The 18,212-nt window shown below is 66.5% G+C and carries 22 protein-coding genes; 16 read left to right on the plus strand and 6 right to left on the minus strand.

Features of this window, described 5'->3' with window-relative positions; translation table 11 throughout:
- Window positions 1-232: 232 nt before the first annotated feature.
- From hda to FLG15_RS14845, 3 genes are read right to left on the minus strand one after another with little or no spacing between them, the layout of a single operon-like run.
- On the minus strand, window positions 233-934 hold the full coding sequence (hda, locus tag FLG15_RS14835) for a DnaA regulatory inactivator Hda (protein ID WP_057679989.1): 702 nt from the start codon (window positions 932-934) through the stop codon (window positions 233-235).
- A complete protein-coding gene (locus tag FLG15_RS14840) occupies window positions 931-2,097 on the minus strand; it encodes an AI-2E family transporter (protein ID WP_057679990.1) in 1,167 nt (388 codons plus the stop codon). The genes hda and FLG15_RS14840 overlap by 4 nt, the downstream gene beginning before the upstream one ends.
- A complete protein-coding gene (locus FLG15_RS14845) occupies window positions 2,094-3,206 on the minus strand; it encodes a DUF2066 domain-containing protein (protein ID WP_057679991.1) in 1,113 nt (370 codons plus the stop codon). The genes FLG15_RS14840 and FLG15_RS14845 overlap by 4 nt, the downstream gene beginning before the upstream one ends.
- 22 nt (window positions 3,207-3,228) lie before the next feature.
- Here FLG15_RS14845 and purM point away from each other — a divergent pair, with 22 nt between their 5' ends.
- The 6 genes from purM to FLG15_RS14875 all read left to right on the plus strand — a co-directional run bounded on the left by purM (window position 3,229) and on the right by FLG15_RS14875 (window position 7,721).
- A complete protein-coding gene (gene purM / locus FLG15_RS14850; RefSeq protein ID WP_170922403.1) occupies window positions 3,229-4,362 on the plus strand; it encodes a phosphoribosylformylglycinamidine cyclo-ligase in 1,134 nt (377 codons plus the stop codon).
- Between the two features lie 12 nt (window positions 4,363-4,374).
- The gene (locus FLG15_RS14855; protein ID WP_150146659.1) at window positions 4,375-4,845 is read left to right on the plus strand and encodes a hypothetical protein; all 471 of its coding nucleotides are present in this window, start codon (window positions 4,375-4,377) and stop codon (window positions 4,843-4,845) included.
- Between the two features lie 22 nt (window positions 4,846-4,867).
- Complete coding sequence (locus FLG15_RS14860; RefSeq protein WP_057679993.1) at window positions 4,868-5,485, plus strand: DUF2238 domain-containing protein; 618 nt, start codon at window positions 4,868-4,870, stop codon at window positions 5,483-5,485.
- Window positions 5,472-6,140 (plus strand): phosphoribosylglycinamide formyltransferase, encoded by a 669-nt coding sequence (purN, locus tag FLG15_RS14865; RefSeq protein ID WP_057686966.1) that lies wholly within the window; start codon window positions 5,472-5,474, stop codon window positions 6,138-6,140. Before FLG15_RS14860 ends, purN begins: the two co-directional genes overlap by 14 nt.
- A 66-nt stretch (window positions 6,141-6,206) precedes the next feature.
- Window positions 6,207-7,034, plus strand: a complete 828-nt coding sequence (locus tag FLG15_RS14870) for a DUF3108 domain-containing protein (RefSeq protein ID WP_057679283.1) — start codon at window positions 6,207-6,209, stop codon at window positions 7,032-7,034.
- Between the two features lie 3 nt (window positions 7,035-7,037).
- Window positions 7,038-7,721 (plus strand): DUF3108 domain-containing protein, encoded by a 684-nt coding sequence (locus FLG15_RS14875; protein ID WP_039572766.1) that lies wholly within the window; start codon window positions 7,038-7,040, stop codon window positions 7,719-7,721.
- Between the two features lie 558 nt (window positions 7,722-8,279).
- On the opposite strand, the gene FLG15_RS14880 is transcribed toward FLG15_RS14875, so the two are convergent.
- The 3 genes from FLG15_RS14880 to FLG15_RS14890 all read right to left on the minus strand — a co-directional run bounded on the left by FLG15_RS14880 (window position 8,280) and on the right by FLG15_RS14890 (window position 10,357).
- A complete protein-coding gene (locus tag FLG15_RS14880) occupies window positions 8,280-8,603 on the minus strand; it encodes a hypothetical protein (protein WP_017157707.1) in 324 nt (107 codons plus the stop codon).
- Window positions 8,600-9,874 carry a UDP-N-acetylglucosamine 1-carboxyvinyltransferase gene (murA, locus tag FLG15_RS14885; protein ID WP_017157708.1) on the minus strand — a complete coding sequence of 425 codons (1,275 nt, stop codon included), beginning with the start codon at window positions 9,872-9,874 and terminating at the stop codon, window positions 8,600-8,602. The genes FLG15_RS14880 and murA overlap by 4 nt, the downstream gene beginning before the upstream one ends.
- A 255-nt stretch (window positions 9,875-10,129) precedes the next feature.
- A complete protein-coding gene (locus FLG15_RS14890; protein WP_057679285.1) occupies window positions 10,130-10,357 on the minus strand; it encodes a BolA family protein in 228 nt (75 codons plus the stop codon).
- A 53-nt stretch (window positions 10,358-10,410) separates the two neighbouring features.
- Between FLG15_RS14890 and FLG15_RS14895 the strand changes: the two genes are divergently transcribed.
- The 10 genes from FLG15_RS14895 (at window position 10,411) to rapZ (ending at window position 18,040) form a co-directional block, all read left to right on the plus strand.
- Window positions 10,411-11,412, plus strand: coding sequence for a KpsF/GutQ family sugar-phosphate isomerase (locus FLG15_RS14895; RefSeq protein ID WP_057679286.1), 1,002 nt, complete (start codon window positions 10,411-10,413; stop codon window positions 11,410-11,412).
- A 48-nt stretch (window positions 11,413-11,460) separates the two neighbouring features.
- Entirely contained in the window at window positions 11,461-12,009 is a 549-nt protein-coding gene (locus FLG15_RS14900; protein WP_007964352.1) for a KdsC family phosphatase, read from the plus strand.
- Window positions 12,006-12,581: an LPS export ABC transporter periplasmic protein LptC gene (gene lptC, locus FLG15_RS14905; protein ID WP_150146662.1), complete on the plus strand. Its 576-nt coding sequence runs from the start codon at window positions 12,006-12,008 to the stop codon at window positions 12,579-12,581. The genes FLG15_RS14900 and lptC overlap by 4 nt, the downstream gene beginning before the upstream one ends.
- On the plus strand, window positions 12,559-13,140 hold the full coding sequence (lptA, locus tag FLG15_RS14910) for a lipopolysaccharide transport periplasmic protein LptA (RefSeq protein ID WP_081022747.1): 582 nt from the start codon (window positions 12,559-12,561) through the stop codon (window positions 13,138-13,140). The genes lptC and lptA overlap by 23 nt, the downstream gene beginning before the upstream one ends.
- Window positions 13,140-13,859: an LPS export ABC transporter ATP-binding protein gene (gene lptB, locus FLG15_RS14915; RefSeq protein WP_008572666.1), complete on the plus strand. Its 720-nt coding sequence runs from the start codon at window positions 13,140-13,142 to the stop codon at window positions 13,857-13,859. The genes lptA and lptB overlap by 1 nt, the downstream gene beginning before the upstream one ends.
- 40 nt (window positions 13,860-13,899) lie before the next feature.
- A complete protein-coding gene (locus tag FLG15_RS14920) occupies window positions 13,900-15,339 on the plus strand; it encodes an RNA polymerase factor sigma-54 (RefSeq protein ID WP_057679289.1) in 1,440 nt (479 codons plus the stop codon).
- A gap of 87 nt (window positions 15,340-15,426) precedes the next feature.
- Window positions 15,427-15,744 carry a ribosome hibernation-promoting factor, HPF/YfiA family gene (hpf, locus tag FLG15_RS14925; RefSeq protein ID WP_005913379.1) on the plus strand — a complete coding sequence of 106 codons (318 nt, stop codon included), beginning with the start codon at window positions 15,427-15,429 and terminating at the stop codon, window positions 15,742-15,744.
- A 21-nt stretch (window positions 15,745-15,765) separates the two neighbouring features.
- Window positions 15,766-16,224: a PTS sugar transporter subunit IIA gene (locus FLG15_RS14930; protein WP_017157714.1), complete on the plus strand. Its 459-nt coding sequence runs from the start codon at window positions 15,766-15,768 to the stop codon at window positions 16,222-16,224.
- Window positions 16,221-17,171 carry an HPr(Ser) kinase/phosphatase gene (gene hprK / locus FLG15_RS14935; RefSeq protein WP_150146664.1) on the plus strand — a complete coding sequence of 317 codons (951 nt, stop codon included), beginning with the start codon at window positions 16,221-16,223 and terminating at the stop codon, window positions 17,169-17,171. The genes FLG15_RS14930 and hprK overlap by 4 nt, the downstream gene beginning before the upstream one ends.
- Window positions 17,168-18,040, plus strand: coding sequence for an RNase adapter RapZ (gene rapZ, locus FLG15_RS14940; protein WP_017157715.1), 873 nt, complete (start codon window positions 17,168-17,170; stop codon window positions 18,038-18,040). Before hprK ends, rapZ begins: the two co-directional genes overlap by 4 nt.
- The last annotated feature ends 172 nt before the right edge of the window (window positions 18,041-18,212 follow it).

Consider the following 18,212-nt stretch of genomic DNA (forward strand, 5'->3'; position numbering starts at 1 on the left):
TCGCGGGACCTTGAGCGGCATGGATGCCGCGCCGGAGCCTACAAGGACGTACTTGCGGCGTGTGCCGCGACGATGGGCGGGCAAGGGCCTTGCAGCAGAGCCACAGACCGGCTGCCCTGCAAGCTCTAGGCGATGTGCCTCGAGCGCCTGGACCTGCCATAGCTATGCTGATGGGAATCGCGAAGCAGCTCGAGCCTGCGTAGCGGTGATCGTGGTAACTCTGTCAGCTGCTCTAAGACCCACGATCCTCAACCACACGCCGCAGAAATGGCACGGTGATACGGCGTTTTGCAGCCAACGATTCGCGATCCAGACGATCCAGCAAGGCCACCAGCCCCGCCAGTTCGCGCTCGCTGTGGGTCAGTAGCCAGTCGATCGCCGCTTCGTCCAGCGCCAGGCCGCGACGCTGCGCGCGGTCGCGCAGCACCGCCGCGCGTGCCGCATCGTCGAGCACCGGCAACCCGATCCGGATGCATTGCGACAACCGCGAACGCAGGTCTGGCAACACCAACGCCAGCCCATCGGGCATTTGTCGCGCGGTGTACAACAGCGTGATGCCGGCCGCGCGCGCGCGATTGTGGAAATCGAACAACGCCACTTCGTCGTCGCGCTGTCCGGCGATGCTTTCCACGCCATCCAGGGCGACCAGGCTGCGGCCTTCCAGCGCTTCGAGCGCATCACGCAGACGGCCGGCGGCCGCCTGCAGCGGCAGATACGCCGGCGCGCGCCCGGCCTGCTCGGCGGCGGCGCACAGCGACAGCGCCAGATGCGTCTTGCCGGTGCCGGCGGGGCCGGAAAGGTACAACCAATCGCTCACCTGCCCGGCAGCCAGTGCCTGCAACTGCGCGAGCAGGCCGTCGGGCGCGGCGATGTAGCTGTCGAAGCGCTGATCGGGCGGCGCGCGCAACGCCAGCGGCAACTGCGGAACACTCACAACCGGTCCGCGTCCTTGCTGGGGTCGATGATCACGCTGCGCTCGGGCGTGGACTGCAGCACGATGCCGGCACGCTCGCCCGCATACAGATCGCTGCGCGTGTACTGCTCATGCGCATAGCGCAACAACACGTTGGCCACCGCCGCCACCGGCAATGCCAACAACATACCGAGGAAGCCGAACAACTGGCCGCCGGCCATCACCGCGAAGATCACCGCCACCGGATGCAGGCCGATCTTGTCGCCGACGATGCGCGGCGTGAGCACATAGCTTTCCAGCAACTGGCCCACCGTGAACACGACGCCCACACCGATCAGCAATTTCAGATCCAACCCTTGCGCCTGCACGATGGCTGCCAGCAATGCGAGCACGATGCCTGTGGTCGCGCCCAGGTACGGGATGAAGCTGATCAAGCCGGCGATGATGCCGATCAACAGGCCCAGGTTGAGCCCGATGATGGACATGCCGGTGGCGTAGATCGCCCCCAGCGCCAGCATCACCAGGAACTGGCCGCGGATAAAGCCACCGAGCACGTCGTTGGATTCCTGTGCCAGGCGACTCACGGTACCGATGTAGGCGCGCGGGATGACGGCAGCCACGCGTTCGACCAACCGGTCCCAGTCGCGCAGGAAGTAGAACGCCAGGATCGGCAGCAGCGCCAGGTTGATCACCCAGGTCACCATCGCAAAGCCCGAGCGCGACACGTAGCCGAAGAGCGTCTTGGCGGCGCCACCGGCCTGTTCCCAGTGGCTGCGGATCCAGTCGATCAAGCGCTCCGGGTCCAGCCAGGCCATCAGCTGCATGCCGGTCTTGGCTTCCAGCCACGGAATGGCGGTCCCGGTGGCCCAGTTGCGCATCTGCGGCAGCGCATCGATCAAGGTCATGATCTGGCGCTCGATCATCGGCACCAGAATCATCAGCGCCAGCACGAACAGCAGCGTCGCCAGCACGAAGACCAGCATCACTGCGACATTACGCGAGCGTCCGGCACGTTCGATGCGATCCACCAGCGGGTCGCCCAGCCATGCCAGCAACAACGCCAGCACGAACGGGGTCAGGATCGGCGCCAGCAGCGAGACTACCCACAACACACCGACAATCACCGCCGCCCATTTGAGGCGACGCAGGAACAGGGCAATCTCGGCTTCGGGAGTCAAAGTCATTTCAGGCGGTACTCGGCGTGCTCGTTTTCGAGAATGATCGGGCCTTCGGTCGGTACCGAGACCGACACCAGCGGGCTGTTGTCGCCGAGCATACGGTTGAGGCCGGAAATACCCGTGAGCAATTCCAGGTCCAGTTCCATCCGGTCGCCATTGGCGCTGACCGGGCGAATGCTGCGGACCACCGAAACGCCCTGCAGCGCGGCCGACACGCGCAGGTAGTCGTCGGCGCTGCTGATGCCGGTGATCACCACGCGGTAGACACCGGGCACGCCCGAATCCACCCGCTTGGCATAGCGCTTGACCAGTGCATCGGCGGCGCCGTCGGCACCGGCCGCCATGGCGCGGCGTGCGTCGCCGTCGCTGCTGGTCCAGCTGGACAGCACATTGCCGTTGTCCACGAACACCCAATCGGCGGTCCAGCCGGCGTCACTGCGGTAGAGCTTGCCGATCAGCTGCATCGGCGGGCTGTACTTGGCCGAGGCGCGCGACACCGCGGCGGTGTCCTTGCGCCAGATCGCGCCAGCCAGTGCCTGCTCGGCGGCCGCGCCGCTCGGCAACCCGAGTCGGTAGCCGCGTTCGATCGCACGGTCCAGCACGCTGCGCGCGGCATTGGCCTGGGCCACGCCAACCAGACGTGGGCCGCTGCCGTCGTCGATGGCCAACCACAGCACCGGCTTGGGGCGCGGCAACGGCCACACCGGCAGGCCCAGCGCGGCGATCAGGCCATCCACATCCGATTGCCGGAACCGTGCCACCAGGGTCGTACGGAAGGTCGGCGCGCCGGTGCGCGAGGTGCCCTGATCCTGGCGGTAGTCGTAGTGGTCGACGTAGTTGGGCGCGTTGCGCAGCGCCTGCGGCACGCCGGGGCGGCTCATCACGCCGCGGTCGCCGGAGACCTTGCCCAGCACTGCACCCAGCGCGCGCGCCAGTGCGCCGGGGCGATCGGATTCGCTCTGGCTATTGACCGGCACTTCGGCGTCGTAGGCACTTTGCGCCTTGGCAACGTCGCCTTCGGTGCGCAGGTCTGCTTGCGCAAAGGCCGGGGCAACGGGCATGGCGACCACGAGGGCGAGAAAGAAAGCGAGACTGCGGCGCATCGACGGTTCCATGACATAAGCGTATCCGGGTGAATTGTTGCCCGAATGGGGCGCTAGCGCCAACGTGGCTGCTAAAATCGCTGCCTTTACCGCCGAGCCACCCCCGCCCGTGACCAGCCAAACGCCTTCCAGCCCCTCGCCCATGACCTACCGCGACGCGGGTGTCGACATCGACGCCGGCAATGCATTGGTCGAACGCATCAAACCGCTGGTCAAGCGCAGCTTCCGGCCAGAGGTGATGGGCGGCCTGGGTGGCTTCGGCGCGCTGTTCGACCTGTCCGGCAAATACAAGGAGCCGGTGCTGGTCTCGGGCACCGACGGCGTGGGCACCAAGCTCAAGCTGGCCCAGCAGTTGGGCCGGCACGACACCATCGGCATCGATCTGGTGGGCATGTGCGTCAACGACGTGCTGGTGCAGGGCGCCGAGCCGCTGTTCTTCCTGGATTACTTCGCCACCGGCAAGCTGGATGTGGACACCGCCGCGGCGGTGGTGGGCGGCATCGCGCGTGGCTGCGAGCTCTCCGGTTGCGCACTGATCGGCGGCGAAACTGCCGAAATGCCCGACATGTACCCGCCGGGCGAATACGACCTGGCCGGCTTCACCGTGGGCGCGGTGGAAAAATCGCAGCTGCTGGATGGCGCGCAGGTGCGCGCCGGCGACGTGCTGATCGGCATCGCCTCCTCCGGCCCGCATTCCAATGGCTATTCGTTGATCCGCAAGATCTACGAGCGCGCCGGCGCCCCGGCCGAACACGTACTGGACGATGGCAGCAAGCTGATCGATGCGCTGATGGCGCCGACCGCGCTGTACGTCAAGCCGGTGCTGGCGCTGCTCAAGGCGCATGGCGAGGCGATCCATGCCATGGCCCATATCACCGGCGGCGGATTGACCGAAAACATCATCCGCGTCGTTCCGGACGGGCTGGGCCTGGACATCGATGCCACCGCCTGGACGCTGCCGCCGGTCTTCGCCTGGCTGCAGCGCGAAGGTGCGGTGGCCGATGCCGAAATGTGGCGCACCTTCAACTGCGGCATCGGCTTCGTGCTGATCGCCTCGCCCGAGCAAGCCGCCACGCTCGAGCAGGCGCTGGATGCGCAGTCGCTGGCGCACTGGCGTATCGGCCAGGTGGTCAGTGCGCACGGCGACGAACGCGTGCGGATCGGCTGAGAGAAGACCTGCATGGACGCGTCCCCGATCGCCAGCCCTTCCGCTGCCACTGTCGCTGCCAGCGCCGAAGATCTGCAGCACCTCAAGCTGCTGTCGATCTTCGACTACGTGCTGGCTGGCATCACCGGGCTGTTTTCGCTGATTCCGCTGATCCACCTGTTCATGGGGCTGGCCATCGTGACCGGGCGGCTGCCCATGAAGGACAGCACCGGGCAGGCGGCGCCCCAGGAGATACAGCTGTTCGGCTGGGTCTTCGTGATCATTGCAGCGATGCTCATCCTGGGTGGACTCAGCATGGCCGGCTTCATGGCCTATGCCGGCCGTTGCATCGCCCAGCGCAGGCGGCATCTGTTGTGCCTGATCGTGGCCGGCATCTCCTGCTCGTTCATGCCGTTCGGCACCGTCGTCGGTGTGTTTACGCTGGTGGTGCTGCTGCGTCCGCAGGTCAAGGCGTTGTTCGGCATCGCCGCACCCGCCACCTGAGATCGACGTGAGCACATCCGCGTTGCGCCTTCCCAAGCTGGCGGCATTGCTCATCACGGTTGCGGTCTTTTCGGTGAGCTGGATCTCGCCGCTGTGGCCGGTGGAACAGGCACTGCACAGTTCGTTGACGGTGCTGGGGCTGCTTGCGATGGTGTGGGCCGACCGTCGCTGGCAGCTGGGCACGGGTGCATTCTTGGCCATCTGCGTGTTCATCGCCATGCACTGCATTGGCGCACGCTGGCTGTATTCCAACGTGCCCTATGAGCAATGGAGCCTGCAGCTGCTGCACTGGTCGCCCAGCGCCACGTTCGGCTGGACACGCAATCATTTCGATCGGCTGATCCATCTGCTGTTCGGGCTGTGCTTCACGCCAGCCATTGCGCAGCTGGCGATGCAGCGGTGGCCACGCCTGACGCTTCGGCAAGCGTTCGTGCTGACGGCGATGACCATCATGTGCGTCAGCCTGGTCTACGAATGGTTCGAATGGGGCATCGCGCTGCTGCTGTCGCCGCAGGCGGCCGAAGCCTACAACGGCCAGCAGGGCGACCTCTGGGATGCGCATACCGACATGCTGCTGGCCACCCTTGGCAGCCTGGCGGCCTACCCCGTTGTGAGGACTTTATCCAATGCACGCACCTGACGCCCGCCTGCGCCTGGCCGTGCTGGCGTCCGGGCGCGGCAGCAACCTGCAGGCCATCCTGGATGCGATCGCCAGCGGGCGCCTGCATGCCGAGGTGGTCGGGGTGTTCTCCGATCGGCCGCAGGCGCCGGCCCTGCACAAGGTCGAGCAAGCGCTGCGCTGGAGCGCCAGCCCGCGCGATTTCGCCGACCGCGCTGCCTTCGATGCCGCGCTGGGCGATGCTATCGCCGCCGTGCAGCCGGACTGGGTGATCTGCGCCGGCTACATGCGCATCCTGGGCGAGCCGCTGGTGCGCCGTTTCGCCGGGAGCATGCTCAACATCCACCCGTCGCTGCTGCCCAAATACCGCGGGCTGCACACGCACGCGCGCGCGCTGGAAGCCGGCGATGCGGAGCACGGTGCCAGCGTGCACCTGGTGGTGCCGGAGCTGGATGCCGGCGCAGTGATCGCGCAGGCGCGCGTGCCGGTCCTGCCCTGCGACAGCGCCGAGCAGCTGGCCGCGCGGGTGCTGGCGCGCGAGCACCCGCTGCTCCTGGCCACGCTGGAGCTGCTAGCCAGTGGCCGCGTCGCGGTGCACGGCGACAGCGTGCTTATCGACGGTCAGTGCCTGTTTACGCCACTGCGACTAGAGTCCGCAAACACCGCGCTCGCCTGAATGCGGAAGACATTCCCCTCATCCCGTTCCGGACATCCTTGCGGCCTCCGTGCCCGCGACCAGCGCATGAACGTCATCCCGATCGCCGCCGCGCTGTTAACTGTTGCCTTGCTTACCGAGGCCGGCCCCGGCCGTGCGCAACAAGCGCCCGCCGCGCCTGTGCCAGCGGCGCCCGCCCCGGTCACGACTCCGGGCGCCGCGCCGACGCCGCCCGTTGCCCTGCCCGCTAGCACCTGGACGCCGCCGCCGCTGGAGCCGTTCGTGGCGACCTATCAAGCGTTCTATCGTGGCAAGGAAGCGGGCGATGCCACCATGCAGGTCAGTCACGGCGAGGGTAGCCAGTGGCGCATCGACATGTCGGTGCGTGGCCGCAAGGGCTTCGCCAGCATCCTGGGCCTGAACCTGGAGCAGAGCACGGTGTTCCGCGTGGATGGCGACACGTATGTGCCGCTGAGCCAGAGCACCGTGCGCAAGGCAGTGTTCTTCGGCAAGAAGGTCACCGGCGTCTACAACTGGCAGGCCGGCACAGCGCAATGGAACGGCGATCTGAAGGAAGATCGCCAGCAGCCGATTCCCTTGCAGCACGGCGACCAGAGCGCGTTGTCGCTGAACCTGTCGCTGATGCGCGACGCGCAGCCCGGGCGCAGCCTCAGCTATCGCTACGTCGACGTGGGCAAGGTGCGCAAATACGACTACCGCGCTGCCGATGCCACCGAAGTGGTGCAGGTGGGCGATCTGAGCTACGACGCGTTGCGGGTGTACCGCGTCAACAGCGGCGACAACGAAACCATCCTCTGGATCGCCAACGGGGTCCCCACTCCGGTGCGCATCCTGCAACGTGACAAAGGTGAGGATCAGATCGATCTGCGCCTGGTCGAATACCAAGGAGCCTAAGCGATGAAAATCTTCTCCCGTACCAGCGCCGTGATCGCTGCCGCCGCATTGGCGATGTCCAGCGTGCCCGCATTTGCCATGCAACCGTTCCAGGCCGACTACTCGGCCAACTACATGGGCATGCAGGCCAACGGCACCATGACCCTGGCCGCTGCCGGCGCCAACCAGTGGCGCTATACGCTGACCATCCAGAACCAGCTGGCCAACCTGACCCAGAGCACGGTGTTCGAAGAAGCCAATGGCCAACTGCGCCCGGTCAGCAGCAACGACACCTCGTCGATGATGGTCAAGCGCCGTAACGTCACCGCCAACTACGACTGGAAGACCAGTCAGGCGACCTGGGGCGGCGACATCAAGCCGGACCGCCGCGGCCCGGTGAAACTGCAGCCCGGCGACATGGATGCGCTGCTGATCAACCTGGCGATCACCCGTGACCTGGCCGCCGGCAAGCCGCTGAACTACCGCATGGTGGACGAAGGCCGTATCAAGCCGATGAGCTACAAGGTGGTCGGCAAGGAAACCATCACCGTCAACGGCAAGCAGGAGCAGGCCACCAAGGTGTCGCGCGTGGATGGCGACAAGGAATTGATTGCGTGGGTGGTCAAGGACCTGCCGGTCCCGGCGCGCCTGTTGCAAAAGGAAAAAGGCCAAGACGCGCTGGATCTGACCATCAAGTCGCTGCGCTGAGCGACCCGCGCGCCACCGAGCGTGCCCAGGAATGCGCTGAGGTGCGCTGCTGGGCACCACTATTGGACGGGCAATCTGCCAATCGCGGTTTAAAGCGTGGTGAACCGAGTGTGCGGTGCCCTCACCGCTCCCGGGATACGCCGTGAATCCGTCCGTGGAGGCTCGGTGGCGGCATCCATGCCGCCACACGGTCCCGCAATCAGCGAGGACACCGCACCAGGCAGTTCGCGCGCCGCGTGGTTGAAAGCGGGAGCAGCAACGGTCGGTTGAAGACACGGTGAGGACACCACCTCAAACACTTTACGTGCCTGGATTGAAGAACCAAGAAGCCACGCCGGAGCACTGAATGTTGCTCGGTCGAACTCTGCACACCGACCATCATCACCGGTCCTTGCCCGCTCACCGTCGCGGGACCTTTGGCAGCGTGGATGCCGCCAAAGCGCTGACATAGACGTACTTGCAGCGTGTCCGTGATGGCGGGCGGCAAGCACCCCGCAGCCAAGCCGCAGCTCAGCCGCTCTTCACACACCGATCGGAGCCAGACCGAGCGACAACCTATCAGGGCTTGCCAGCAGCCTTGTCATCGCCGGTCATGAACACCGTGCGGCAATCCACGCGAATCTGCTGGTCGTTCTTGCGCCAATAGAACAGGTCGCAATGGCGCTTGCCTTCGACGGTCTTCTTCACAGCCACTGCATAGAACGACTGCGCGATCTCTTCGCGGCTGGCAGTGCCGTCGTTGTTCCAGTCCATGTCCTTGAACTCCACGCCCTGGGTGATGGCCATGCCCACGCTCCAGGCATAGGCCAGCCACGCCAGGATCAGCACGATCACGCCGAGCAGGATCTTGCGCCGGGTGGTGAAACGGCCGCGCAGGATCATGCGGTGCGCTGAATGGTCGCGCCCAGCGCCCCCAGCTTCTCCTCGATGTTTTCGTAGCCACGGTCCAGGTGGTAGATGCGATCGATGGTGGTGTCGCCATCGGCGACCAGGCCCGCCAGGATCAGCGATGCCGACGCGCGCAGGTCGGTCGCCATCACCGGCGCGCCGCTCAGGCGTTCGGCACCGCGCACGATGGCGGTGTGGCCTTCGACCTGGATATCCGCGCCCAGGCGCAGCAGCTCGTTGACGTGCATGAAGCGGTTTTCGAAGATGGTTTCGTTGATCACGCCCACGCCATCGGCCACGCAGTTGAGCGCCATGAATTGCGCCTGCATGTCGGTGGGAAACGCCGGGTACGGCGCGGTGGTCAGGCTGACTGCGCGCGGACGCTTGCCCTGCATGTCCAGCGTGATGCTGTCGGCGGTGGTGGTGATGGTGGCGCCGGCCTCGGTCAGCTTGTCCAGCACCGCATCCAGCGTTTCCGGGCGCGCGCGGCGCACGGTGACGCTGCCGCCGGTCATCGCCGCGGCGACCAGGAAGGTGCCGGTTTCGATGCGGTCGGGCAACACCGCGTGATGGCCGCCGCCCAGGCGCTCGACGCCCTGCACCACGATGCGCGGCGTGCCGGCGCCTTCGATCTGCGCACCGAGTGCGATCAGGCAGTCGGCCAGGTCGGTGACTTCCGGTTCCATCGCCGCGTTTTCCAGCACCGTGGTGCCTTCGGCGAGCACGGCGGCCATCAGTACGTTCTCGGTGCCGGTGACGCTGACCATGTCGAACACGTAGCGGCCGCCCTTCAGGCGCCCGTTGCTGGTGGCCTTGATGTAGCCGTTCTCCACGCTGATCTCGGCACCCAGCGCCTGCAGGCCCTTGATGTGCTGGTCCACCGGGCGCGAGCCGATCGCGCAGCCGCCGGGCAGCGACACTTCGGCAGTGCCGTAGCGCGCCAGCAGCGGGCCCAGCACCAGGATCGAGGCGCGCATGGTCTTGACCAACTCATAGGGCGCGACCTGGTGCGTGACCGAGCGCGGGTCGACCAGGATCGAGCGGCCCTTGGCCAGCGTGCCTTCGTCGATGGTGACCTCGGCGCCCAGCTCGCTGAGCAGCTTCACCGTGGTGATCACGTCGTGCAGGTGCGGCACGTTGCTGATTTCCACCGGCGCATCGGCCAGCAGGGTCGCGCACAGGATCGGCAGCACTGCGTTCTTGGCACCGGAAATATTGACTTCGCCATGCAGCGCTTGGCCGCCGGTCACTACGATTTTTGCCATGGGAATCTGAGAAATCCGAAAGTAGAAAGGATGTCGGGGGAATGAGGAGAGGGACGTGTCGACCGTAGTGCACGCGGCGCGCGGTGAAACCGGGGGATCGAGCGGCGCCGGGTACGGCCCGGGACGCGCTGGATACCGTGACTGCGTGAGCGTGGACGACAACAGCCGAGGAATGCAGGTGCATAACGCTTACCGCCCCTGCCCTGCACACCGCTTTCGGCCCAGCCCGCCTGATGGCGAGCGCGGCGGCTGCGTTCAGCCTTCCTCGGGCGTCAGGGTCTTCAGCTGCAGCGCGTGGATCGCCCCACCCATCAGATCGCCCAGGGTGGCGTAAACCATACGATGCCGCGCCAGCGGGGCCTTGCCGGCAAAGGCCGGGCTGACCACGGTGGCCTCGAAGTGCACGCCGTCGTCGCCGTGCACGTCGACGCGGGCTTCGGGCAAGCCGGATTCGATGAGTTTACGGATGGTTTCGGCGTCCAAAGGGCGTTTCCTCATAAAATGAGCGCACATTCTACTCTTCACCCGAGTCCTGCATGGCTGTCTCGCACTTGCCCTCCGCCACCGTCAGCGACGCCAGCCTGGTCGCCAGCGGCCAGCGCGTGCTGGAGATCGAGCGCGAGGCCCTGGCCAGCGTGGGCGCACGCATCGGCAGCGAGTTTGCCGCGGCCTGCCGGCTGGTGCTGGCCTCGCGCGGACGGGTGGTCGCCACCGGCATGGGCAAGTCCGGCCATGTGGCGCGCAAGATCGCCGCCACCCTCGCCTCGACCGGCACGCCGGCGTTCTTCGTTCACCCCGGCGAGGCCGGCCATGGCGACCTGGGCATGATCACCGAGGCCGACATCGTGCTGGCGCTGTCGTACTCCGGGGAATCGGACGAAGTGCGCATGCTGCTGCCGGTGCTCAAGCGCCAGGGCAACCCGATCATCGCCATGACCGGGCGCGCCAGTTCCACCCTGGCCCAGGCCGCCGACGTGCACCTGGACGTCAGCGTCTCCGCCGAGGCCTGCCCGCTGCACCTGGCCCCGACCTCCAGCACCACCGCCTCGCTGGCGATGGGCGATGCGCTGGCGGTAGCGCTACTGGATGCGCGCGGCTTCACCGCCGACGACTTCGCCCGCTCGCACCCGGCCGGCAGCCTGGGCCGGCGCCTGCTGCTGCACATCACCGATGTGATGCACGCCGGCGAGGGCCTGCCGCGTGTGCGCGAAGACGCCAGCCTGAGCGAGGCGTTGATGGAAATGAGCCGCAAGCGGCTGGGCATGACCGCCGTGGTGGACGCCGACGACCGTCTGATCGGCCTGTTCACCGACGGCGACCTGCGCCGTGCGCTGGACAGCGACATCGACGTGCGCAGCGCCGGCATCGCGCAGGTGATGACGCGCAACCCGCGCACCATCGGCGCCGACCAGCTGGCCGCCGAGGCCGCGCGGCTGATGGAGGACTACAAGATCAACGGCCTGATCGTGGTGGATGCGCAGCACCGCGCGGTGGGTGCATTGAACATTCACGACCTGTTGCGCGCCAAGGTGGTTTAACAGGTTCAGTTTTCAACCGCCGGACCCCGTTCTCACCGATTCGTGCCGATGCCCTATTCCCCTTTGCAGCACCTTCCCGCCGAGCTGATCGAGCGCGCCGCGCGCGTCCGCCTGGCCTGTTTCGACGTCGACGGCACGCTGACCGACGGCCGCCTGTACTACGACCACGCCGGTCACGAGAGCAAGGCGTTCAATGTGCTCGATGGCCAGGGTCTCAAGCAGCTCGATCACGCTGGCATCCATGTCGCGCTGATCACTGCGCGCGCCAGCCTGTCGGCGGAAAAGCGCGGCCAGGATCTGGGCCTGCATGTGCAGATCGGGGTCAAGAACAAGCGCCTGGCGGTGCTGGCACTGTGCCAGGAGCACGGCCTGTCGCTGGACCAGGTGCTGTTCATGGGCGATGACCTCCCCGACCTGCCTGCCCTGCTCGCAGTCGGCCTGCCGGTGGCGCCGGCCAACGCGCACCCTTGGATCGCCGAGCGCGTGCAGTGGCATACCCGCGCCCGTGGCGGCGAAGGCGCCGCGCGCGAAGTCTGCGATGTGGTGCTGGCCGCACAAGGCCAGGTCGAACGCATCATCGAAGGGTTCTCGGCATGAATTGGAGCTGGCGCACCACCCTGGGCGTGGTGCTGTTCGTCGCCGCCGTCGTCTCCGGCTGGTCGGCCTGGAAGCAGCGCGCGCGCCCGGCCGCCGCGGCCGTGCAGGAGTCCGGCGCCGACTACATCCTGCGCGACTTCGAGTTGATCGCCCTGGACAAGCAGAGCGGCAAGGAATCGATGACGCTGCGCGCACCGGAGATGCATCGCAACCGGGCCGACCAGACCGCCGACATCACCACGCCGGTGTTCCTGATGCCCGATAACGCCAACCTGCCGTGGACCCTGCGCTCCAAGACCGGGTGGGTCAACCCGGACGGCACCCAGCTGCGCCTGCGCGGCGATGTCGAGGGCGATAGCCCCACCGGCGGCGCCACTCCGCCAACCACGTTCCGTACCCAAAGCCTGGACGTGTTCCCGCAACAGAACATCGCCAAGACCGACGCGCCGGTGACCATGACCCGCCCGGGTATCATGCAGAGCGGCGTCGGCTTCGAAGCCGACCTCAAATCACGCCAGTACAAGCTCCTCTCTCAGGTCAAGACCCGCTATGAACCGAATGCTGCCCGCTAAACTGGCGTTTGCCGCACTGCTGCTGCCTGCACTGGCAATGGCCAAGACCAGCGATCGCAACCAGCCGATGGCGATCGACTCCAATGCCAACGATTGCAACATGCTCGACGACAGCGGCAAGTGCCGTTTCAGCGGCAATGTGGTGATCACCCAGGGCACGCTGGAAATCCACGCCGACACCGCCGATATCTTCCAGAAGAACGGCCAGACCGATCGCGTGGTGCTCAACGGCAAGCAGGCAACGCTCAAGCAGGAGATGGACGACGGCGCGATGATGCACGGCCAGGCCGACAACATCGAATACAAGGTCGCCGACGAAATCATCATCCTGACCGGCAATTACAAGGTCGATTCGCCCAAGGGCACCAACGCCGGCCAGCGCATGGTCTACAACACCAAGACCGGCAACATGCAGAGCGGCGGCGACGGTAGCCGCGTGCGCACCATCATCCAGCCCAAGACCGCAGCTCCGGGAGCAGCGGCGCCTGCTGCCGCACCGGCGACCAACCCGGCCCCGGCAGCCGCCAAGCCCGCTGCCAAGCCGCAGGGGAAGAAGTAATGCTGGTCGCCACCGGTCTGCGCAAGAAGTACAAGCAACGCGAAGTGGTCAAGGAATTCGGCCTTACGCTCGAGGCCGGCGAGGTGGTGGGCCTGCTCGGCCCCAACGGCGCCGGCAAGACGACGTGCTTCTACATGATCGTGGGTCTGGTCGAAGCCGATGCCGGGCGGATCGAATTGGACGGCCGCGACCTCACTGCCGAGCCGATGTACGCACGCGCCAAGCTGGGCGTCGGCTACCTGCCGCAGGAACCCTCGATCTTCCGCAAGCTCACCGTGGCCGACAACATCCGCCTGGTGCTGGAGCTGCGCGAGGAACTCGACAACGCCGGCCGTGAGAAAGAACTGGTCTCGCTGCTGGAAGAGTTGCAGATCACCCACGTGGCCGATCAACTCGGCGCCAGCCTCTCCGGCGGCGAGCGGCGCCGCTGCGAGATCGCACGTGCGCTGGCGGCCAAGCCGCGCATGATGCTGCTGGACGAACCCTTCGCCGGCGTGGACCCGATTTCGGTCGGCGAGATCCAGCGCATCATCATCCACCTCAAGGAGCGCGGCATCGGTGTCCTGATCACCGACCACAACGTGCGCGAGACCTTGGGAATCTGCGACCGCGCGTATATCCTCGCCGAGGGGGGCGTGCTGGCGCAGGGGGCACCGGACACGCTGCTAGCCAATCCCGACGTCCGTCGCGTGTATCTGGGGGAAACTTTCCGCCTTTGAGCGCGTCGCCGCGCCAACGCTTTTTCCAGTCAGTGCCCGCATGAAAGCCCGGCTCCAGACATCGTTAGGACAGCAGTTGGTCATGACGCCGCAATTGCGTCAGGCGATCAAGCTATTGCAGATGTCCACCACCGAGCTGGAAGTGGAAATCGCCGAGGCCGTTGAAACCAATCCGCTGCTGGAGTGGGCCGACGAAGCCGCGTATGCGGCCAGCGACGTCGCGGTGGACGCCTCGCCGTCCGCGTCCGCCGAAGCACCTCAGCGCGAAGAAGTCGCGCCTGCCGAGCGCGACGAGGATTGGTCGCAGGACGAACTGCAGTGGACCGGCTCGGGCAGCGGCGGCAGCTTCGACGACGACGAGTCCGGCGATGCCGCAGAGCGCGTGGCCGAATCCGAAACACTGGCCGACCACCTCTTGTGGCAGCTGCATCTGTCGCCGCTGTCGCCGCGCGACCGCCAGATCGGCGCGATGCTGATCGACGCGCTCGACGAAAACGGCTACCTGCGCGAACCGCTGTCGGCCATTCTCGAAACCCTGGCGCTGGGCGCAGCGGTCGACGAGGCCGATGTGCTCACCGTCCTGCATCAGATCCAGCGCTTCGACCCGGTGGGCGTGGGCGCGCGCACCCTGGGCGAATGCCTAGCGTTGCAGCTGGGGGTGCTCGATGCGGACACGCCTGGCCGGGAGCTGGCGCTGCAGATCGTTGCCGGCCCGCTGGAACGGCTGCCGCGCAGCGGCGTGACCGGGCTGGCCCACGAGCTCAAGCGCTCCACTGCCGATGTGGAACAGGCGGTGCAGCTGGTGCGCTCGCTGGACCCGCGCCCGGGCAAACAGATCGGCGACCTGTCGCAGGACACCTATGTCGTGCCCGATTGCGTGATCTGGCGCCAGCGCGGGGTCTGGCGGGCCGCGCTGGCCGGCCGCGCGCAGCCCAAGGTCACCATCCACCGCGGCTACGAAAACCTGATCCGCAGTTGCGGCGAGTCCGACGCCGGCTACCTGCGCGGCCAGTTGCAGGAGGCACGCTGGTTGCTCAAGAGCCTGGAGGCGCGCGGCGAGACCCTGCTGCGGGTGGTGCGCTGTCTGCTGGAACACCAGGCCGGGTTCCTGGAGTTCGGCGCGCAGGCCTTGCGCCCGCTGACGCTGCGCGAAATCGCAGGCGAGCTCGGGCTGCACGAATCCACCATTTCCCGCGCGATCGCCCGCAAGTACGTGCGCACCCCGCGCGGGACCATCGCGCTGCGCGCATTCTTCGCCTCCGGCATCGACACCGACAGCGGCGGCGAGGCCTCCAGCACCGCCATCCAGGCCATGATCCGGCGCCTGATCGACGCGGAAAACCCGCGCAAACCGCTCTCCGACGCCAAACTGGCCGACCTGCTGAAAACATCCGGCGTACCAGTGGCGCGGCGCACCGTTGCGAAGTATCGTGAGGCCATGAACATTTCCGCCTCCCACGAACGCGTGCGCATCGCCTGACGTTGCAACCACCGCAACGCCGGCATGCGCCGGGTTTGTCGGATCACCGGAACGGTTCATTGGCCCACCGACCAATGGAGGTATCCGATGCGTATCGAGACGTATGGCCACCAGCTTGAAGTGACCCCCGCCCTGCGGGAGTACGTGGCAAGCAAGCTGCAGCGATTGCAGCGCCATTTCGACCAGCACTGCGAAGTCCGAACGCAGCTGGCCGTCCGCAAGCCGGACCACCACGTGGTCGCCACCGTCAACCTTCCCGGTCGCACCCTGCACGCAGATGCCAGCGGCTCCACCATGTATGCGGCCATCGACCTGCTGGTCGACAAGCTCGACCGCCTGGTCCTCAAGCACAAAGAGAAGAAATGTAACCACCACGCCCGCGAGGTGCGCGACAATCCTGCGTGACGCTTCCCGCTTGATGCCCTCATGCCCTTAACCGATCTGATGGCGGCCGTGCGCACCCTGGTGTCGCCGGCCGCCGATCGCGACACCGTCCTGCATGCCGCCGCCGACCTGCTCTCCTGTCGTCAGGCCGGCGCCGACGAGCTCTACGCCAACCTGTGCGAGCGCGAGGCCCTGGGCAGTACCGCCATTGGCCACGGCATCGCCATTCCGCATGGGCGCTGCCCCAATCTCACCGAGCCACGCGGGGCCTTGCTGCGGCTGGCCACGCCGGTCTCCTTCGGCGGCGACGAGCCGGTGGACCTGGTGTTTGCCATGGCCGTGCCGGCGCACTACACCCACCAGCACCTGATGCTGCTGTCCGAGCTGGCCGAACGATTCTCCGATGCCGACTTCCGTCGAAACCTGCGCGCCGCACCCAATGCCGATGCCCTGATGGCGCTGCTCGCCGACGTGCCGCCCACGCAGGCGAGTGCGGCATGAATACCAGCATCACCGCACGCGAACTGTTCGACCAGCAGCGCGACAAGCTGGCCCTGCGCTGGGTCGCCGGTCCCAAGGGCGAGCACCGCGAGATCCAGGCCGGCAGCAACAACGCGCGGCGCCCGTCGCTGGCCGGCTACCTCAATGTGATCTATCCCAACAAGGTGCAGATCTTGGGCACCGAGGAACTGGCCTGGCTGGACTCGCTGGATGCGCGCCAGCGCTGGGAAACCATCGAAAAGATCATCCAGGTGCAACCGCTGGCGCTGGCGATCAGCAAGAACCAGTCCTGCCCGGAAGATCTGCGCGCGGCGGCCGACGAATCCAATACGCCGCTGTGGATCTCGTCCAAGCGCGGCCACGAACTGCTCAACCACCTTTCCTACCATCTGGCGCGCACGCTGGCGCCACGGGTCACGCTGCATGGCGTGTTCATGGAGATCTACTCGATCGGCGTGCTGATCACCGGCGAAGCCGGCTCGGGCAAGAGCGAGCTGGCGCTGGAACTGCTCAGCCGCGGCCACCGGCTGGTGGCCGACGATGCGCCCGAGTTCACCCAGATCGCGCCCGACGTGCTCGACGGTACCTGCCCCGAATTGCTCCAGGATTTGCTGGAAGTGCGCGGCCTCGGCGTGTTGAATGTGCGCGACATGTTCGGCGACACCGCGGTGAAGAAGAACAAGTACCTGCGCCTGATCGTGCACCTGACCCGGCCGATGACCGAGCCCACGCCGTCCGGCTACGAGCGTCTGACCGGCGACTCCGGCAGCCGCCATGTGCTGGACCTGGACGTGCCGCTGATCACCCTGCCGGTGATGCCCGGCCGCAACCTGGCCGTGCTGACCGAAGCGGCGACCCGGCTGCATATCCTGCGCACCAAGGGCATCGACCCGGCCGCGTTGTTCATCGCCCGCCATAGCAACCTGCTGGAGCGACGCACGCCATGAGTATCGCGCCCTCCACGCTGATGATCGTGAGCGGGCTGTCCGGCTCGGGCAAATCGGTCGCGCTGAAGACCTTCGAAGACCTGGATTACTACTGCTCGGACAACCTGCCGGTGGAGCTGCTGCCGGACTTCGTCAAAAGCCGCCTGCGTGGCAACCCGATCGGCGACCAGCGCCTGGCGGTGGGCATCGATGTGCGCAGCCGCAGCGACCTGACCCAGCTGGCGCAGTGGCGCCAGGCCGCGCAGGAATACGGCATCGAGGCGCGGCTGCTGTTTTTCGAGGCCAGCGACGAGGCGTTGATCAAGCGGTATGCCGATACCCGTCGCCGCCACCCGCTCAGCCATCTCGGCCTGGCATTGCCGGAAGCGATCACCCGCGAGCGCCAGTTGACCGAACCCTTGCGCACGCAGGCCGATGCCGTCATCGACACCAGCACCCTCAACGTGCATCAATTGCGCCGCCGCGTGGTCACCGAGTTCGCGCTTGGTTCCCATGATCGGCTGTCGCTGCTGTTCGAATCGTTTGCCTACAAGCGCGGCGTGCCGGCCGAAGCCGACTTCGTGTTCGATGCGCGCGTGCTGCCCAATCCGCATTGGGATCCGGAGCTGCGCCCGCTGACCGGCCGCGATGCCGGCGTGCGCGACTATCTGGACAACGAGGCCGACGTGCAGCGTTACAGCGCGCAGATCGTGGACCTGCTCGACACCTGGCTGCCGCGGCTGCGCAACGACACCCGCAGCTATGTGACCATCGCCTTCGGCTGCACCGGCGGCAAGCACCGCTCGGTGTACATGGCCGAACGCATGGCCCGACATGCGCGCGAACAAGGCTGGCCGGAAGTGGCGACGTTTCATCGCGAGCAGGACTGAGGGGCTGGGATTCGGGATTCGGGATTCGGGATTCGGGATTCGGGATTCGGGGATCGGGGATCGGGGATCGGGGATCGGGAATCGTTGCAGCGGCATCCTGCGAGGTAAGCGTGCTTTACCTACGTTGAGGACGAGACGCTCGCTGGCCTTATTCTTAGGTTGGAGTGCTTGC

This window comes from Xanthomonas phaseoli pv. dieffenbachiae, from assembly GCF_008639345.1.
Lineage (GTDB): Bacteria > Pseudomonadota > Gammaproteobacteria > Xanthomonadales > Xanthomonadaceae > Xanthomonas > Xanthomonas phaseoli.

Bases quoted from the DNA above. Each gene is read 5' to 3' on its own strand.
- FLG15_RS14920 (WP_057679289.1), top strand. From the start codon at position 13,900: ATGAAAGCCCGGCTCCAGACATCGTTAGGACAGCAGTTGGTCATGACG.
- FLG15_RS14875 (WP_039572766.1), top strand. From the start codon at position 7,038: ATGAAAATCTTCTCCCGTACCAGCGCCGTGATCGCTGCCGCCGCATTG.
- lptC (WP_150146662.1), top strand. From the start codon at position 12,006: ATGAATTGGAGCTGGCGCACCACCCTGGGCGTGGTGCTGTTCGTCGCC.
- hprK (WP_150146664.1), top strand. From the start codon at position 16,221: ATGAATACCAGCATCACCGCACGCGAACTGTTCGACCAGCAGCGCGAC.
- murA (WP_017157708.1), bottom strand. From the start codon at position 9,874: ATGGCAAAAATCGTAGTGACCGGCGGCCAAGCGCTGCATGGCGAAGTC.
- FLG15_RS14880 (WP_017157707.1), bottom strand. From the start codon at position 8,603: ATGATCCTGCGCGGCCGTTTCACCACCCGGCGCAAGATCCTGCTCGGC.
- FLG15_RS14840 (WP_057679990.1), bottom strand. From the start codon at position 2,097: ATGACTTTGACTCCCGAAGCCGAGATTGCCCTGTTCCTGCGTCGCCTC.
- lptB (WP_008572666.1), top strand. From the start codon at position 13,140: ATGCTGGTCGCCACCGGTCTGCGCAAGAAGTACAAGCAACGCGAAGTG.
- hpf (WP_005913379.1), top strand. From the start codon at position 15,427: ATGCGTATCGAGACGTATGGCCACCAGCTTGAAGTGACCCCCGCCCTG.
- FLG15_RS14895 (WP_057679286.1), top strand. From the start codon at position 10,411: ATGGCTGTCTCGCACTTGCCCTCCGCCACCGTCAGCGACGCCAGCCTG.
- purN (WP_057686966.1), top strand. From the start codon at position 5,472: ATGCACGCACCTGACGCCCGCCTGCGCCTGGCCGTGCTGGCGTCCGGG.
- rapZ (WP_017157715.1), top strand. From the start codon at position 17,168: ATGAGTATCGCGCCCTCCACGCTGATGATCGTGAGCGGGCTGTCCGGC.
- FLG15_RS14930 (WP_017157714.1), top strand. From the start codon at position 15,766: ATGCCCTTAACCGATCTGATGGCGGCCGTGCGCACCCTGGTGTCGCCG.
- FLG15_RS14870 (WP_057679283.1), top strand. From the start codon at position 6,207: ATGAACGTCATCCCGATCGCCGCCGCGCTGTTAACTGTTGCCTTGCTT.
- lptA (WP_081022747.1), top strand. From the start codon at position 12,559: ATGAACCGAATGCTGCCCGCTAAACTGGCGTTTGCCGCACTGCTGCTG.
- FLG15_RS14855 (WP_150146659.1), top strand. From the start codon at position 4,375: ATGGACGCGTCCCCGATCGCCAGCCCTTCCGCTGCCACTGTCGCTGCC.
- FLG15_RS14900 (WP_007964352.1), top strand. From the start codon at position 11,461: ATGCCCTATTCCCCTTTGCAGCACCTTCCCGCCGAGCTGATCGAGCGC.
- FLG15_RS14845 (WP_057679991.1), bottom strand. From the start codon at position 3,206: ATGGAACCGTCGATGCGCCGCAGTCTCGCTTTCTTTCTCGCCCTCGTG.